Origin of the sequence: Pseudomonas sp. BS-2016 (assembly GCF_001806145.1) — a bacterium.
Lineage (GTDB): Bacteria > Pseudomonadota > Gammaproteobacteria > Pseudomonadales > Pseudomonadaceae > Aquipseudomonas > Aquipseudomonas lundensis.
The window spans coordinates 75,135-90,614 of the sequence record NZ_MLCT01000030.1 but is presented as its reverse complement, the minus strand read 5'-3'; the positions used below and the strand labels follow the sequence as shown (position 1 = coordinate 90,614).

At 59.1% G+C, this 15,480-nt stretch carries 13 protein-coding genes; all 13 read right to left on the bottom strand.

What is annotated here, in order from left to right; all coding sequences use genetic code 11:
- Window positions 1–15: 15 nt before the first annotated feature.
- On the bottom strand, window positions 16–1,485 hold the full coding sequence (gene nuoN / locus BKD70_RS15780; protein WP_047274292.1) for an NADH-quinone oxidoreductase subunit NuoN: 1,470 nt from the start codon (window positions 1,483–1,485) through the stop codon (window positions 16–18).
- A 7-nt stretch (window positions 1,486–1,492) separates the two neighbouring features.
- The gene (nuoM, locus tag BKD70_RS15775; RefSeq protein WP_047274294.1) at window positions 1,493–3,025 is read right to left on the bottom strand and encodes an NADH-quinone oxidoreductase subunit M; all 1,533 of its coding nucleotides are present in this window, start codon (window positions 3,023–3,025) and stop codon (window positions 1,493–1,495) included.
- Between the two features lie 38 nt (window positions 3,026–3,063).
- Window positions 3,064–4,917, bottom strand: coding sequence for an NADH-quinone oxidoreductase subunit L (gene nuoL / locus BKD70_RS15770; RefSeq protein ID WP_047274296.1), 1,854 nt, complete (start codon window positions 4,915–4,917; stop codon window positions 3,064–3,066).
- Entirely contained in the window at window positions 4,914–5,222 is a 309-nt protein-coding gene (gene nuoK, locus BKD70_RS15765; RefSeq protein WP_047274298.1) for an NADH-quinone oxidoreductase subunit NuoK, read from the bottom strand. The genes nuoL and nuoK overlap by 4 nt, the downstream gene beginning before the upstream one ends.
- Window position 5,223: 1 nt before the next feature.
- Window positions 5,224–5,727, bottom strand: a complete 504-nt coding sequence (gene nuoJ / locus BKD70_RS15760) for an NADH-quinone oxidoreductase subunit J (protein ID WP_047274300.1) — start codon at window positions 5,725–5,727, stop codon at window positions 5,224–5,226.
- A gap of 9 nt (window positions 5,728–5,736) precedes the next feature.
- Window positions 5,737–6,285, bottom strand: a complete 549-nt coding sequence (gene nuoI / locus BKD70_RS15755) for an NADH-quinone oxidoreductase subunit NuoI (protein ID WP_016780194.1) — start codon at window positions 6,283–6,285, stop codon at window positions 5,737–5,739.
- A 12-nt stretch (window positions 6,286–6,297) separates the two neighbouring features.
- Window positions 6,298–7,305, bottom strand: coding sequence for an NADH-quinone oxidoreductase subunit NuoH (gene nuoH, locus BKD70_RS15750; RefSeq protein WP_047274301.1), 1,008 nt, complete (start codon window positions 7,303–7,305; stop codon window positions 6,298–6,300).
- On the bottom strand, window positions 7,302–10,016 hold the full coding sequence (gene nuoG, locus BKD70_RS15745; RefSeq protein ID WP_047274303.1) for an NADH-quinone oxidoreductase subunit NuoG: 2,715 nt from the start codon (window positions 10,014–10,016) through the stop codon (window positions 7,302–7,304). Before nuoG ends, nuoH begins: the two co-directional genes overlap by 4 nt.
- A 132-nt stretch (window positions 10,017–10,148) precedes the next feature.
- Window positions 10,149–11,504 carry an NADH-quinone oxidoreductase subunit NuoF gene (gene nuoF, locus BKD70_RS15740; RefSeq protein ID WP_047274304.1) on the bottom strand — a complete coding sequence of 452 codons (1,356 nt, stop codon included), beginning with the start codon at window positions 11,502–11,504 and terminating at the stop codon, window positions 10,149–10,151.
- Complete coding sequence (gene nuoE / locus BKD70_RS15735) at window positions 11,501–11,998, bottom strand: NADH-quinone oxidoreductase subunit NuoE (RefSeq protein ID WP_047274305.1); 498 nt, start codon at window positions 11,996–11,998, stop codon at window positions 11,501–11,503. Before nuoE ends, nuoF begins: the two co-directional genes overlap by 4 nt.
- Before the next feature lie 2 nt (window positions 11,999–12,000).
- The gene (gene nuoC, locus BKD70_RS15730) at window positions 12,001–13,785 is read right to left on the bottom strand and encodes an NADH-quinone oxidoreductase subunit C/D (RefSeq protein ID WP_047274306.1); all 1,785 of its coding nucleotides are present in this window, start codon (window positions 13,783–13,785) and stop codon (window positions 12,001–12,003) included.
- A 73-nt stretch (window positions 13,786–13,858) separates the two neighbouring features.
- Window positions 13,859–14,533 (bottom strand): NADH-quinone oxidoreductase subunit B family protein, encoded by a 675-nt coding sequence (locus BKD70_RS15725; RefSeq protein ID WP_019412096.1) that lies wholly within the window; start codon window positions 14,531–14,533, stop codon window positions 13,859–13,861.
- Window positions 14,534–14,543: 10 nt separating this feature from the next.
- Entirely contained in the window at window positions 14,544–14,957 is a 414-nt protein-coding gene (locus BKD70_RS15720; protein ID WP_003446990.1) for an NADH-quinone oxidoreductase subunit A, read from the bottom strand.
- Window positions 14,958–15,480 lie beyond the last annotated feature (523 nt).

The following is a 15,480-nucleotide window of genomic DNA, read 5'->3' as shown; positions in this document are numbered from 1 at the left end:
GCGAGCGAAGGGTGTTTAGCCCAGCAAGCCCAGTGTTGCGCGTTGCACCAGTTCCAGCATCGGCTGAGGGTAAACGCCCAGCACGAACACCAGTATCGACACCGCCAGCAGCATGACGCCGCCTGCCTTCTGCTCCCAGTTCAACGGGGCATCGTGGCGATGCAGTTTTGGCTCAACCAGGTACAGGGTGACCATCACACGCAGGTAGTAGAAGACGCCGATGGCGCTGCCCAGGATCAGGGAAGCGACCAACCACCATTGCTGCGCCTGAACACCGGTAGCAATGATGTAGAACTTGCCGATAAAGCCTGCGGTCAGCGGAATACCGGCCAGCGACAACATCATCACGGTCAGTACGGCAGTCATGTACGGACGGCGCCAGAACAGGCCGCGGTATTCATACAGGGCATCCGCGTCACGCCCTTTGTAAGGCGAGGACATCAACGTGATCACACCGAATGCACCCAGGCTGGTGAGCACGTAGGTGATCAGGTAAACGCCGATGGCTTCCATGGCCATGCCTTTGCTCGCTACCAGAGCGATCAGCAGGTAGCCGAAGTGGGCGATGGACGAGTAACCCAACAGACGCTTGAGGTTGGTTTGCGTCAGGGCCAGCAAGTTACCAAACAGGATCGAGGCGATCGCGATCACGGTCAGTACATCGCTCATCACACCGGTGGTGGCCGCCGGGGAGATCTGGAACAACCGCACCATCACTGCGAAGACAGCGACCTTGGAGGCGGTGGCCAGGAATGCAGCCACAGGAGCTGGCGCCCCTTCGTACACGTCTGGTGTCCAAAGATGGAAAGGAACCAGCGACAGCTTGAACGCCAGACCGACCAGCATCATGCCCAAACCCAGCTGGGCAATGGCGCTCGGAGCACCAGTGGCGGCCAGTGCGTGACCAATACCGCTGAAGCTCAGGCTACCCGCTTCGGCATATAACAAGGCCATGCCGAACAACAGGAACGCAGAACCGGCCGCCGACAGCACCATGTATTTGATGCCGGCTTCCAGTGAGCGCTTGTTGAAAAAGGCATAAGCCACAAGCCCGTAAACAGGCACTGAAAGCAGTTCCAGACCGATGAACAGGCCAGCCAGGTGTTGCGCGCTGACCAGTACCAGACCGCCCGACGCTGCCAGCAGCATCAACAGGTAAAGTTCTTCGCGGTTGCCCGGGTAACCGGTGCCGCCTTCACCCAGATAAGCGTGCGCAAGGGTTACGCAGGCCAGGGTCGCGACCAGAATCAGCCCGATGTACAGGTAGGCAAAGTTGTCCAGCATCAACAGCGGAGTGACCGCCAGTGGAGCGACTTTCAACGCCGGGAAGATCGACAGCAATGCCAGGTTAAGACCCGCCACCGAAAGCAGGAAGGTCTGTGAGTGGTTGCGGCGCCACGCGATTGCCAGCATCACCACAACGAGGGTGATGCTGGTAATCAACAGTGGAGCAAGCGCGATAAAGTGTTGGATCGTGAATTCCATAGCGCTCTTACCGGGCCGAAGCGAGTTGAGTGAAGGCGGTGCCGAGCCATTGCTGCACGCCATTCATGGTCGCAGCAGAGGTGTCGAGGAACGGTTGCGGATACACGCCGATGAAAATCAGCAGAACCGCCAGACCGAGCACCATGATCAGTTCACGTGCATCCATGCCGGCCAGTACGGCGTCGGACTTGGAAGGGCCGAAGTAGGCGCGGTGAATCATGATCAACGAGTAGACCGAACCAAACACCAGGCCGGTCGTTGCAATCGCCGTGACCCAAGGGAAGCTGGCGAACGAGCCCATCAGGATCAGGAACTCGCCAACGAAGTTACCGGTGCCCGGCAAGCCCAGCGACGCCGCGGCAAAGAACAGGCTAATGGCTGGCAGGTAGGCGATCTTCGACCACAAACCACCCATTTCACGCATGTCACGGGTGTGCAGGCGCTCGTACAACTGACCGCTGAGGATAAACAGCGCCGCCGCCGATACACCGTGCGCCAGCATCTGAATCACCGCGCCCTGCAGAGCCAGCAGACTGCCGGAGTAAATCCCGATCAGTACGAAGCCCATGTGGGAAACACTGGAAAAAGCGATCAGACGCTTGATATCGGTTTGTGCGAAGGCGAGGAATGCGCCGTAGAAAATCCCGACCAGGCCCAGTGTCATGGCAATCGGCGCGAATTCGGCCGAAGCATTCGGGAAGAGCGGCAGGGCAAAACGCAGCAGGCCGTACGCAGCGGTTTTCAGCAAGATACCGGCCAGGTCGACCGAGCCCGCGGTAGGCGCTTGTGCGTGAGCATCCGGCAACCAGGAGTGGAACGGCACGACCGGCAATTTCACGGCAAACGCAATGAAGAAGCCGAGCATCAGGATGTACTCGGTGGTGAGCGACATCTTGGTTTTCAGCAACTCGGCATAGCTGAAGGTCAGCACGCCGGTTTCATTGAAGTTGACCAGCACCAGACCCAGGATCGCCACCAGCATGATCAGGCCGGAAGCCTGGGTGAAGATGAAGAACTTGGTCGCTGCGTAGATACGGGTTTTCTTGCCGTCCGATGAACTGTGACCCCAGAGCGCGATGAGGAAGTACATCGGCACCAGCATCATTTCCCAGAAGAAGAAGAACATGAACAGGTCGATGGCGAGGAATACGCCGACCACACCGCCCAGGATCCACATCAGGTTCAAGTGGAAGAAGCCCACGTGACGCTGGATTTCTTTCCAGGAACACAAGACCGACAGCACACCTAGTAAGCCGGTGAGCAAGATCATCAGCAGGGACAGGCCGTCCAGTGCCAGATGCACGCTGATGCCGAAACGTTCGATCCAGACGTGCTTGAACTCAAGCGCCCAGACCGGGTCGGCACCCGGGTTGGGGGCAAGGTGGTAATCCCCGTGCGCCCACAGCCAAAGGCCGAGCGCAAGTTCGAGGGACATGGTCAGCAACGCAATCCAGCGTGGCAGGGTGGCGCCGAAGCGCTCACCCAGCCAGCACAGCAGGCCGCCGATAAAGGGGATCAGGATTAGCCAAGGCAGAATCATGACGGGCTCAATTCCTTTCGCAATGTCGAAGGTTCATATCAGACCGCTACCAGTACGATGGCGCCCATGACCAGTACAGCACCGGCAGCCATGGAAGCAGCGTACCAACGCAGTTGACCGGTTTCGCTGCGGCTCAGGGCGTTGTGCCCGGCCTTGGCCATCTTCGGTACCAGGCCGATGGTCTGGTCCAGAGGGTCCTTGCGCAGCAGGCGGCAGATCAACAGGTACGGTTTGACGAACAGTTTGTCGTACAGCCAGTCGAAGCCCCACGCGGCGAACCACCAGGCCGACAGGAAACGACCGATGCCGCTGTTGGCTACAGCCGTCACGAAACGACGTTTGCCCAGGTAAAGCAGGGCGGCCAGCAGGATACCGGCCAATGCGATGGCGCCCGAGGCGATTTCAAGGCTGTGCTTGGCTTCGCCGCCGGCATGGCCAACGCTTTGTGGCAGTACGCCCGCCAGTGGAGGCGTGATCATTGCGCCGATAAAAGTCGACAGGACGATCAGCACACTCAGTGGCAACCAGTACGAAACACCATGGCCCGCGTGGGCTTCAGTCTTGGCTTCACCGTGGAAGGTGATGAAGATCAGGCGGAAGGTGTACAGCGAGGTCATGAACGCACCCACCAGACCGGCGTACAGCAACTCGTTGTTACCGCTGGCGAAGGCTTCCCAAAGAATTTCGTCCTTGGAGTAGAAGCCTGCGGTCAGCAGAGGCAAGGCCGACAAGGCCGCGCCACCGACGATGAAGCTGATGTAAGCCAGTGGCAGTTTTTTCCACAGGCCGCCCATCTTGAAGATGTTCTGCTCGTGGTGGCAGGCGACAATCACCGCACCGGAAGCAAGGAACAGCAGTGCCTTGAAGAAGGCGTGGGTCATCAGGTGGAAAATCGCACCATCCCATGCACCGACGCCCAAGGCCAGGAACATGTAGCCGATCTGGCTCATGGTGGAGTAGGCGAGGATACGTTTGATGTCGGTTTGCACCAGTGCCGCAAAGCCGGCCAGTACCAGTGTCACGCCGCCCACGATGCCCACCAGATGCAGGATTTCAGGTGCCAGGGTGAACAGGCCGTGGGTACGAGCGATCAGGTAAACACCGGCGGTCACCATGGTGGCGGCGTGAATCAGTGCCGACACGGGCGTCGGGCCTGCCATGGCGTCTGCCAACCAGGTTTGCAGAGGCAATTGCGCCGATTTACCGACCGCGCCGCCCAGCAGCATCAGGGTCGCCAGCACGATCCAGAAATCACCGGCCTGGAACTTCAGCGGTGCCTGAACCAACAGCTCCTGAATGTTCAACGTGCCCAACTGCTGGAACAAAATGAACAGGCCGATGGCCATGAACACGTCGCCGATGCGGGTCACGATGAAGGCTTTGAGTGCGGCGTTACCGTTGTTGCGGTTGCTGTAATAGAAACCGATCAACAGGTAGGAGCACAGGCCCACGCCTTCCCAGCCGAAGTACACGAACAACAGGTTATCGGCCAGGATCAGGAACAGCATGCTGGCGATAAACAGGTTGGTGTAGGCGAAGAAACGCGAGTAGCCGTCTTCACCGCGCATGTACCAAGAGGCAAACACGTGGATCAGGAAGCCGACGCCGACCACCACGCCGAGCATGGTGACTGACAGGCCGTCCAGGTAAAGGGCGAAGTTCGGTTTGAACTCACCCACTGCCATCCATTGCCACAGCACTTGCGTGTAGTGACCGCCTTCAGGCGGCGCAACGTTGAATTGCCAGATCACGTACGCGGCCACCAGCGCCGACAGGCCGATGGAGCCAACGCCGATCAGGGCCGAGAGGTTTTCGCTGAAGCGTCCACGGGAGAACGACAGCAGCAAAAAGCCGATCAGGGGGAATACGAAAGTCAGAAAGAGAAGGTTCATCCGCGCATCTCACTGGTAGCATCGATATCAAGCGTGTGGAAGCGGCGATACAGCTGCAGCAGGATCGCCAGGCCAATACTGGCCTCGGCGGCTGCCAGGGTGATCACCAGAATGAACATCACTTGTCCATCCGGTTGCGCCCAGCGTGCACCGGCAACGATGAACGCCAGGGCAGCCGCGTTCATCATGATTTCCAGACTCATCAATACGAAGAGAATGTTACGGCGAACCATCAGTCCAACCAGACCGAGGCAGAACAGGACACCTGCTACTGCAAGGCCATGTTCCAAAGGTATTCCAGGCATCTTATTGCTCCTTCGCCTCGTTGCGGCCCAAGTGGAACGCCGTCACCGCTGCTGCAAGCAACAGCATCGAGGCGAGTTCGACCACCAGCAGATACGGGCCGAACAGGCTTATGCCGACGGCTTTTGCATCAATGGTGGTTTGACCGATGGCTGCGCCGCTCTGCTGTGCAAACAGCACGTACAGCAATTCGGCCAACAGGATGGCGGACAGAATGCTCGGTCCGATCCAAATGCCGGGTTTGAGCCAGTGGCGCTCCTGCGTCACCGAGGCCGGGCCCTGGTTGAGCATCATCACCACAAACACGAACAGCACCATGATGGCGCCAGCGTAGGCGATCACTTCGAGTACGCCCGCAAACGGCGCGCCGAGGCTGAAGAAGGTCATCGCCACGGCAATCAGCGAAATAATCAGGTAGAGCAGGGCGTGCACAGGGTTGGTGTTGGTGATCACGCGCAGCGTGGACACGACAGCGACACCCGATGCGAAATAGAAAGCGAATTCCATCGTTCTTCCTTAAGGCAGCAAGCTCTTCACGTTGATCGGCTCGGCTTCGTTCTGAGCAGCGCCTTTCGGCTTGCCTTCAACGGCCATACCCGCAACACGATAGAAGTTGTAATCAGGGTTCTTGCCGGGACCGGAGATCAGCAGATCTTCTTTCTCGTACACCAGATCCTGACGTTTGAACTCGGCCATCTCGAAATCCGGCGTGAGCTGGATGGCGGTGGTCGGGCAGGCTTCCTCACACAGGCCGCAGAAAATGCAGCGTGAGAAGTTGATGCGGAAAAACTCCGGATACCAGCGGCCATCTTCGGTTTCGGCTTTTTGCAGCGAGATGCAGCCCACCGGGCACGCCACGGCGCACAGGTTACAGGCAACACAACGCTCTTCGCCGTCCGGGTCGCGGGTCAGGACAATCCGGCCACGGTAACGCGGTGGCAGGTAGACCGGTTCTTCCGGGTATTGCAGCGTGTCACGCTTGCGGAAGGCATGGCCAAACACCATCACCAGGCTGCGAAGCTGGGTGTAGGTGCCATGCACGATGTCAAACAAGTACTTGAACATGGGTCTCTATCCTCACTGAACCGCGCCGGCGGGCGTGTTCAACAACACGACTGCGGCGGTTACCAGCAAATTGATCAGGGTCAGCGGCAGGCAGAACTTCCAGCTGAAGTCCATCACTTGGTCATACCGAGGGCGCGGAATAGAGGCGCGCAGCAGGATGAAGATCATGATGAAAAACGCAGTCTTCAGGGCGAACCAGATAAACGGAATCTGCGGCAGGATGCCGAACGGCCCGTGCCAGCCACCGAAGAACAAAGTCACCAGCAACGCCGAGATCAACACGATCCCGATGTATTCACCCACGAAGAACATGCCCCATTTCATGCCGGCATATTCAATGTGGTAACCATCGGCCAGTTCCTGCTCCGCTTCCGGCTGGTCGAACGGGTGACGGTGAGTCACGGCGACGCCAGCAATGAAGAAGGTCAGGAAACCGAAGATCTGCGGAATGATGAACCACAGGTTTTGCGCTTGGTATTCAACAATGTCGCGCATGTTGAACGAGCCGACCTGAACCACGATGCCCATCAGCGACAGGCCCATGAACACTTCGTACGACACGGTCTGGGCCGAAGCGCGCAGGCTGCCGAGCAGGGCGAACTTGTTGTTGCTCGACCAGCCGGCGAACAACACGGCGTACACCGACAGACCGGCCATGGCGAAGAAGAACAGGATGCCGATGTTCAGGTCTGCCACACCCCAGGTCGGGGTGATCGGGATAATCGCGAAGGCGATCAGCAAGGCGCTCATGGCCACTACCGGTGCCAGGGTGAAAATCACCTTGTCGGCAAACGGCGGCGTCCAGTCTTCCTTGAAGAACATCTTGATCATGTCGGCGGCGATCTGAAACGCGCCGAACGGGCCGACGCGGTTCGGACCGTAACGGTCTTGCCACAGGGCGAGCAAACGGCGCTCGACCCAGCTCAACAGCGCACCGCACACCACCACGGCGAGCAGGATTACCACGGCTTTGACCACCGAGAGAATCACGTCGATCACTTCAGGCGTGAACCAGGTCATTGGGCTGCCTCCTGCAAACCGTCAACGGTAAGACCAAAGATCGCAGGCGGGATGCCAGCCAGACCGGCAGGCAATGCCACCAGGCCAGCCCCCAGCTCTTCATTGATACGCAGCGGCAGGCGCAGGGTCACACCGGCTACGTTCAGGCTGAGCAGCGCACCGTCATTGACGCCCAGGCGATCGGCTTCGGACTTGGCCAGCGCGATGTAGGCGGCCGGGATGCGTTCTTGTACCGGCGCGGCTTTCGAGGAGTTCTCCTCGCTGCCCAGCAGGTGATAGAACGGCACGACGTGCCAGGTGCCACGGGCCGGGTTGAACGGGCCTGGAATGTTGGCGCACCAGTTCAGCGAATCACCTTTGCTTTCGATCAGGCGAATGCCCGGATCACCCGCACGGATGTGGCCGCCGACTTCGTCCTGGAACTTGTTCCACGCTTGTGGCGAGTTCCAACCCGGCGACCAGGCAAATGGCACTTGCTGACGCGGCTCAACGGAGCCCGAGTAACCTTCCATGGAGAAGGCGAACGCGGTGTCCGGGTCTTGCGGAGTACGCGGCTCGTGAACGCTGATGTTGGCGCGCATGGCGGTGCGGCCGCTGTAACGCAGCGGTTCGCGTGCCAGTTTCAGGCCTTTGATGCGGAATTCGGCCGAAGGCGCAGCGTCTACGATGCCGGCCAGATCTGGCGTGCAGGCGGCAGTGGCCTGAGTCACGTGATCCAGCAGCGTCCAGTCCACCGGCTTGTTCAGCAGGGTGCTTCGCAGGGCGTGCAACCAGCGCCAGCCTTCATGGATCAGGTTGGCGGAATCCAGATAACGAGGGTCGAACACCTGGAAGAAGCGCTGGGCGCGGCCTTCCTGGCTGACCAGCGTACCGTCGGCTTCAGCGAAACTGGCGGCCGGCAATACCAGATCGGCACGGTCGGTGGTGGCGGTTTTCTGATGGTCGGCAACAATCACGACCTTGGCAGCGTCCAGCGCAGCGTTCACCTTCACGGCGTCCACGCGGGTGAACAGGTCGTTCTCCAGCACCACGATGGCGTCTGCCTGGCCGTCAATCACGGCTTGCAGTGCGGCGTCTACCGATTCGCCGCCGAGCATGGCCAGACCCAAGCTGTTGGCTTCCGGCACGACCAAGCTGATGGAGCCGGCTTTTTCGCGCAGGTGCAAGGCTTTGGCAATGTTGCCCGCCGCTTCGATCAGGGCTTTGGAGCCCAGTGACGTACCCGCAATGATCAGGGGGCGTTTGGCAGCCAGCAAGGCGTCTGCGATGCGCTGGGCCAATTGCTGGGCTTCGGCATCCAGACCGTCGACAGCAGGCGCGCTGGCATCGAGGGCGTGAGCCACGGCGAAGCCGATGCGGGCCAGATCGTCCGGTGCAGCGTGAACGCATTCTTCAGCGACGTCGTCCAGCTTGGTTTCAGCCAGGCTGGCGATAAACAGCGGATTCAGCGCGTGCTGACCGATGTTTTTCACCGCGGCGTCAAGCCATGGCTGAACGCGCATGGCATCGGCCATGTCTTCAGCTTTGCCCTTGACGGACTGACGCAATGACAGCGCCATACGAGCGGCGGTCTGAGTCAAGTCTTCGCCCAAGACGAAAATCGCGTCATGGTCTTCGATGTCGCGCAGGTTTGGCACCGGCAGCGGGCTGTCCTTGAGGACTTGCAGCACCAGGCGGATACGCTCCAGCTCACCGGCTTCGATACCCGAGTAGAAGTGCTCGGCGCCTACCAGCTCGCGCAACGCGTAGTTGCTTTCGAGGCTGGCACGAGGCGAACCGATACCCACAATGTTGCGACCGCGCAGCAGTTCGGCGGCCTTGTCCAGGGCCGCGTCGACGCTCAGCTTGTTGCCGTCGGCCAGCAGCGGCTGACGTGGGCGGTCGCTACGGTTGACGTAGCCGTAACCGAAGCGGCCACGGTCACACAGGAAGTACTGGTTGACCGAACCGTTGAAGCGGTTTTCGATCCGGCGCAGCTCGCCATAACGTTCGCCCGGGCTGATGTTGCAGCCGCTGGAGCAACCGTGGCAGATGCTGGGCGCAAATTGCATGTCCCACTTGCGGTTGTAGCGCTCGGAGTGGGTTTTGTCGGTGAACACACCGGTCGGGCAGACTTCGGTGAGGTTGCCCGAGAACTCGCTTTCGAGAACGCCGTCTTCAACGCGACCGAAGTACACGTTGTCGTGGGCGCCGAAAACGCCGAGGTCCGTACCGCCCGCATAGTCTTTATAGAAGCGCACGCAGCGGTAGCAGGCGATGCAGCGGTTCATCTCATGAGCGATGAACGGGCCGAGTTCCTGGTTCTGGTGGGTACGTTTGGTAAAGCGGTAGCGGCGTTCGTTGTGACCGGTCATCACGGTCATGTCTTGCAGGTGGCAGTGACCGCCTTCTTCGCACACAGGGCAGTCGTGCGGGTGGTTGGTCATCAGCCATTCGACAACGCTGGCGCGAAACACTTTCGCTTCTTCGTCGTCGATGGAAATCCAGCTTCCGTCAGTGGCCGGGGTCATGCAGGACATGACGATACGACCACGGGTGTCGTTCTCGTCGGTGTATTGCTTGACTGCACACTGGCGGCAGGCGCCAACACTGCCCAGGGCAGGGTGCCAGCAGAAATACGGAATATCGAGTCCCAGCGACAGACAGGCCTGTAACAGGTTGTCTGCCCCATCGACTTCGAGCTCTTTGCCGTCTACGTGGATAGTGGCCATGGTTCAAAGGTCTTCGTTGGCCCGGTGTCAGCGGGCGTGGCTAATGGAATCTTGTTATTCGTTCGAAGCAACCCAGCCTTACGGCGTTATCGAACGATCAGAGGGCGGCACGGACCGCCCCCATTCAGAACGTTACGCGCCGATAACAATCGGGCGTGCCAGAGGTGGAACACCGGGTTTTGCTTGCGCAATGCCGGCTTCGAACTCTGGACGGAAGTACTTGATTGCGCTGCCCAGTGGCTCCACGGCGCCCGGTGCGTGAGCACAGAACGTCTTGCCCGGACCGAGGAAACCCACCAGACCCAGCAGGGTCTCGATGTCGCCCGGCTGGCCTTCGCCTTTCTCGATGGCCATCAGCAGCTTGACGCTCCATGGCAGGCCATCACGGCACGGGGTGCAGAACCCGCACGACTCGCGCGCGAAGAACTGTTCCATGTTGCGCAGCAGTGAAACCATGTTGACGCTGTCGTCCACGGCCATGGCCAGACCCGTACCCATACGGGTACCGACTTTGGCAATACCCCCGGCGTACATTTGTGCGTCGAGGTGCTCGGGCAACAGGAAACCCGTACCGGCACCGCCTGGCTGCCAGCACTTGAGCGTGAAGCCGTCGCGCATGCCGCCTGCGTAGTCTTCGAACAGCTCGCGAGCGGTGACGCCAAACGGCAGTTCCCACAGCCCGGGATTCTTGACCTTGCCGGAGAAGCCCATCAGCTTGGTGCCGTGGTCTTCGCTGCCTTCGCGGGCCAGGGATTTGTACCAGTCAACGCCATTGCCGATGATGGCCGGTACGTTGCACAGGGTCTCTACGTTGTTCACGCAGGTCGGCTTGCCCCAAACGCCCACGGCCGCCGGGAACGGCGGTTTGGAACGCGGGTTGGCGCGACGGCCTTCAAGGGAGTTGATCAGTGCGGTTTCTTCACCGCAGATATAACGCCCGGCACCGGTGTGTACGAAGAGTTCGAAATCAAACCCCGAACCCAGGATGTTCTTGCCCAGCAGGCCCGCTGCCTTGGCTTCTTCGACGGCACGGCGCAGGTGCACGGCCGCGGTGGTGTATTCGCCACGCAGGAAGATGTAGCCGCGGTAGGTTTTCAGGGCGCGAGCACTGATCAGCATGCCTTCGATCAGCAGATGGGGCAGTTGCTCCATTAGCATGCGGTCTTTCCAGGTGTTGGGTTCCATTTCATCGGCGTTACACAACAGGTAACGGATGTTCATGGATTCGTCTTTGGGCATCAGCCCCCACTTCACACCCGTGGGGAAACCTGCACCGCCACGACCTTTGAGGCCGGCGTCTTTCACGGTCTGGACGATATCGTCCTGAGCCATGTCGGCGAATGCCTTGCGGGCCGCCGCGTAGCCGTTTTTGGCCTGATATTCGTCAAGCCATACCGGCTCGCCGTCGTCACGCAGACGCCAGGTCAACGGATGGGTTTCTGCCGTGCGCGCAATGCGGTTGGCAGGCCCGAAAGAAGTCAGGGTCATGGGTAGCCCTCCAACAACGTGGCAACGCCCGATGGCTGGACATCACCGAATGTGTCGTCGTCGATCATCAACGCCGGCGCTTTGTCGCAGTTGCCCAGGCAGCACACCGGCAGCAGCGTGAAGCGCCCGTCTGCGGTGGTCTGGCCCAGGCCGATGCCCAGCTTGGTCTGGATCTCGCTGACCACGGACTCGTGACCACCGATGTAGCAGACCATGCTGTCACACACGCGAATGATGTGACGACCGACCGGCTGGCGGAAGATCTGGCTGTAGAACGTCGCCACGCCTTCAACGTCGCTGGCGGGAATGCCCAGCAGCTCGCCGATGGCGTAGATCGCGCCGTCCGGCACCCAGCCACGTTCCTTTTGAACGATCTTCAGGGCTTCGATCGACGCTGCGCGCGGATCTTCGTAGTGATGCATCTCGTGCTCGATGGCCGAGCGCTCGGTTTCGCTAAGGGCGAAACGGTCTGTCTGGATAAGCGTGCTGTTCATGCTTAGCGGTCCACGTCGGCCATAACGAAATCGATACTACCCAGGTAAGCAATCAAGTCCGCGACCATTTCGCCTTTGATCACCGAAGGGATCTGCTGCAAATGGGCAAAGCTTGGGGTGCGAATCCGGGTGCGGTAGCTCATGGTGCCGCCGTCGCTCGTCAGGTAATAACTGTTGATGCCCTTGGTCGCTTCGATCATCTGGAAGGATTCGTTGGCCGGCATTACCGGGCCCCACGAAACTTGCAGGAAGTGCGTAATCAAGGTCTCGATGTGCTGCAAGGTGCGCTCTTTGGGCGGCGGCGTGGTCAGCGGGTGGTCCGCCTTGTACGGGCCGGCCGGCATGTTGCGCATGCACTGCTCGATGATTTTCAGGCTCTGGCGCATTTCTTCGACACGCACGATGCAACGGTCATAGGCATCGCCATTGGCCGCCAGCGGCACTTCAAACTCGAAGTTCTCGTAGCCGGAATACGGACGCGCCTTGCGCAGGTCGAAGTCGCACCCGGTAGACCGCAGACCAGCACCGGTGACACCCCATTCCAGGGCTTCTTTGGTGTTGTACTGGGCAACGCCGATGGTACGGCCACGCAAGATGCTGTTGTCCAGCGCGGCTTTTTGGTATTCGTCCAGACGTTTGGGCATCCAGTCGATGAATTCCTTGACCAGGCGATCCCAGCCATTTGGCAGGTCGTGGGCGACGCCGCCGATGCGGTACCAGGCCGGGTGCAGGCGGAAACCGGTGATCGCCTCGATCACTTTGTAGGCGCGCTGACGGTCGGTGAAGGTGAAGAACACCGGGGTCATGGCGCCCACGTCCTGGATGTACGTCCCCAGGAACAGCAAGTGGCTGGTGATGCGGAAGAACTCGGCCATCATGATGCGGATGGTGTCGACCCGGTCCGGCACTTTGATGCCTGCCAGTTTTTCTACCGAGAGCACATACGGCAGGTTGTTCATCACGCCGCCGAGGTAATCGATACGGTCGGTGTACGGAATGAAACTGTGCCATGACTGGCGCTCAGCCATTTTTTCGGCGCCACGGTGGTGGTAGCCGATGTCAGGCACGCAGTCGACGATTTCTTCGCCGTCCAGTTGCAGGATGATGCGGAAGGCACCGTGAGCCGAAGGGTGGTTCGGGCCCAGGTTGAGGAACATGTAGTCCTCGTTCTCGCCGGAACGCTTCATGCCCCAGTCTTCAGGCTTGAAGCGTGCGGCTTCTTCTTCGAGCTGGACTTTGGCCAGGCTCAGGCTGTACGGGTCGAACTCCGTGGCGCGCGCAGGAAAGTCCTTGCGCAGCGGGTGACCTTCCCAGGTCGGCGGCATCATGATGCGCGACAGGTGAGGGTGCCCGGCGAAGTCGATGCCGAACATGTCCCAGACTTCCCGCTCGTACCAGTTGGCGTTCGGCCAGATCCCGGTCACGGTCGGCAGGCTCAAATCGCCTTCGGACAGGGCCACCTTGATCATGACGTCGCTGTTACGCTCAAGCGACATCAGGTGATAGAAGACGGTGAAATCGGCACCCGACGGCAGGCCCTGACGCTTGGTGCGCAGACGTTCGTCGACACCGTGCAGGTCATAGAGCATGACGTAGGGTTTTGGCAGGTTGCGCAGGAAGGTCAGGACTTCGACCAGTTTGGCGCGGGCAACCCAAAGCACCGGCATGCCGGTGCGCGTGGCCTGGGCAGTGAATGCATCAGGACCAAAACGGTTATTCAGTTCGACAACCACATCGTGGTCGTCAGCCTTGTAAGGCGGGATGTACAGAGCGGAGCCTGTAGTCATGGTTTTTTATCGCTTTCGTTCAACGTAAAGAATGAAGCCAGTGTCTCGTTCTATAAAAAGAAGCGGGGCTGGATCAGACTTCGTCGGGGCTGCGCAGGTTGGTCACCTGAATACGCTGTTCGCGGCGCTGTTCCTTTTGCGATGGCATCTCGGCGCGGTACACGCCTTGCTCGCCAACGACCCAGGAAAGTGGGCGACGCTCCTGGCCAATCGACTCTTGCAAGAGCATCAAGCCTTGCAGGAAAGCCTCCGGGCGGGGTGGGCAGCCGGGTACGTAAACGTCCACGGGCAAAAACTTGTCCACCCCTTGAACCACGGAGTAGATGTCGTACATGCCACCGGAGTTGGCGCACGAACCCATGGAAATGACCCATTTAGGTTCAAGCATTTGCTCGTAGAGGCGCTGAATGATCGGCGCCATCTTGATGAAGCAGGTACCGGCAATAACCATGAAATCCGCCTGACGCGGCGAGGCCCGGATAACTTCGGCGCCAAAGCGCGCGATGTCGTGGGGCGCCGTGAAGGCGGTGGTCATTTCCACGTAGCAGCACGACAAGCCGAAGTTGTACGGCCACAGGGAGTTTTTACGCCCCCAGTTGACCGTGCCGTTCAGCACGTCTTCAAGCTTGCCCATGAAAATGTTTTTGTGGACTTGATCTTCTAACGGATCGGAAACGGTTTCTCGTTTGCCGATCGGGTACTGCTCGTTAGGAGCATCCGGGTCGATCCTGGTGAGTTCGTATTGCATCGCCAAAGCCTCATTGTTTCAGCTTGGCCTGCCGCTTACGACGAGCTTCCGGTGCCCAATCAAGAGCACCCACCCGAAATAGGTAGACAAGGCCTGCCAACAGAATTGCTATGAAAACGAGAGCTTCGACGAATCCGGTCCAGCCGCTTTCGCGAACAGACACAGACCAGGCAAAGAGAAAGAGGGCTTCGATATCGAAGATCACGAACAGCATCGCGACCAGATAGAATTTGGCTGAGAGCCGCAAGCGGGCGCCACCGGTGGGTAGCATGCCGGACTCGAACGGTTCGTTTTTGCTGCGGCCCCAGGCTTTTGACCCGAGGAGGCTGGAGACGCCAAGCATGAAGGCACAAAGGCCGACAACGCCGAGAAGGAAAATGGCAAAGCCCCAGTTGTGGGCTATGAGTCCTGTCGCTTCGGGCATGCTGGTAATCCTTAACAGAGAGCCAATGTCTCTGAGCTCAAAAAGGTAATAAAGCAGTGACGATATGTCGCAGCGCAATTGATGGGCGAGATTTTATGGCTAAACACCCAGCAAGTAAATTTTCTAAGATGAATAAATTCAGTCCTTTAGTGGTATAGCTTCCTCCAAAGTCTACGTAGGCCACGTGGCACGGGCATTACAGCTTATTTCAGCGATGATGTTTTGTTTGTGCTGCAATGAACAATGCGACGCCCAAATGATAATGAATATCGTTTAAATCCGCATCTGTTGTTTTACAGCTTAGCCTGCCTGCGCAAGTTGGCTTATATATGTAGCCATTGCAAGTTTCGAACTTGGTTTTCTAACCTGATTCTGTTTTCGATTTATGGACCTGGATCAGGTTTTCGTCGACGTGCGGACGGATCTTTACGAAATTCAGATAAAAAAACGCCCCGAACCAGTCGGGGCGTTATGTTCAAGGCATTGCGTTTGTTCTTTACAGGCGAGGCAATGGCCGTCGTTT

What these genes read in the sequence shown, in the direction of transcription:
- nuoN (WP_047274292.1), bottom strand. Translation starts at nt 1,485, where the DNA reads ATGGAATTCACGATCCAACACTTTATCGCGCTTGCTCCACTGTTGATT.
- nuoM (WP_047274294.1), bottom strand. Translation starts at nt 3,025, where the DNA reads ATGATTCTGCCTTGGCTAATCCTGATCCCCTTTATCGGCGGCCTGCTG.
- nuoL (WP_047274296.1), bottom strand. Translation starts at nt 4,917, where the DNA reads ATGAACCTTCTCTTTCTGACTTTCGTATTCCCCCTGATCGGCTTTTTG.
- nuoK (WP_047274298.1), bottom strand. Translation starts at nt 5,222, where the DNA reads ATGCCTGGAATACCTTTGGAACATGGCCTTGCAGTAGCAGGTGTCCTG.
- nuoJ (WP_047274300.1), bottom strand. Translation starts at nt 5,727, where the DNA reads ATGGAATTCGCTTTCTATTTCGCATCGGGTGTCGCTGTCGTGTCCACG.
- nuoI (WP_016780194.1), bottom strand. Translation starts at nt 6,285, where the DNA reads ATGTTCAAGTACTTGTTTGACATCGTGCATGGCACCTACACCCAGCTT.
- nuoH (WP_047274301.1), bottom strand. Translation starts at nt 7,305, where the DNA reads ATGACCTGGTTCACGCCTGAAGTGATCGACGTGATTCTCTCGGTGGTC.
- nuoG (WP_047274303.1), bottom strand. Translation starts at nt 10,016, where the DNA reads ATGGCCACTATCCACGTAGACGGCAAAGAGCTCGAAGTCGATGGGGCA.
- nuoF (WP_047274304.1), bottom strand. Translation starts at nt 11,504, where the DNA reads ATGACCCTGACTTCTTTCGGGCCTGCCAACCGCATTGCGCGCACGGCA.
- nuoE (WP_047274305.1), bottom strand. Translation starts at nt 11,998, where the DNA reads ATGAACAGCACGCTTATCCAGACAGACCGTTTCGCCCTTAGCGAAACC.
- nuoC (WP_047274306.1), bottom strand. Translation starts at nt 13,785, where the DNA reads ATGACTACAGGCTCCGCTCTGTACATCCCGCCTTACAAGGCTGACGAC.
- BKD70_RS15725 (WP_019412096.1), bottom strand. Translation starts at nt 14,533, where the DNA reads ATGCAATACGAACTCACCAGGATCGACCCGGATGCTCCTAACGAGCAG.
- BKD70_RS15720 (WP_003446990.1), bottom strand. Translation starts at nt 14,957, where the DNA reads ATGCCCGAAGCGACAGGACTCATAGCCCACAACTGGGGCTTTGCCATT.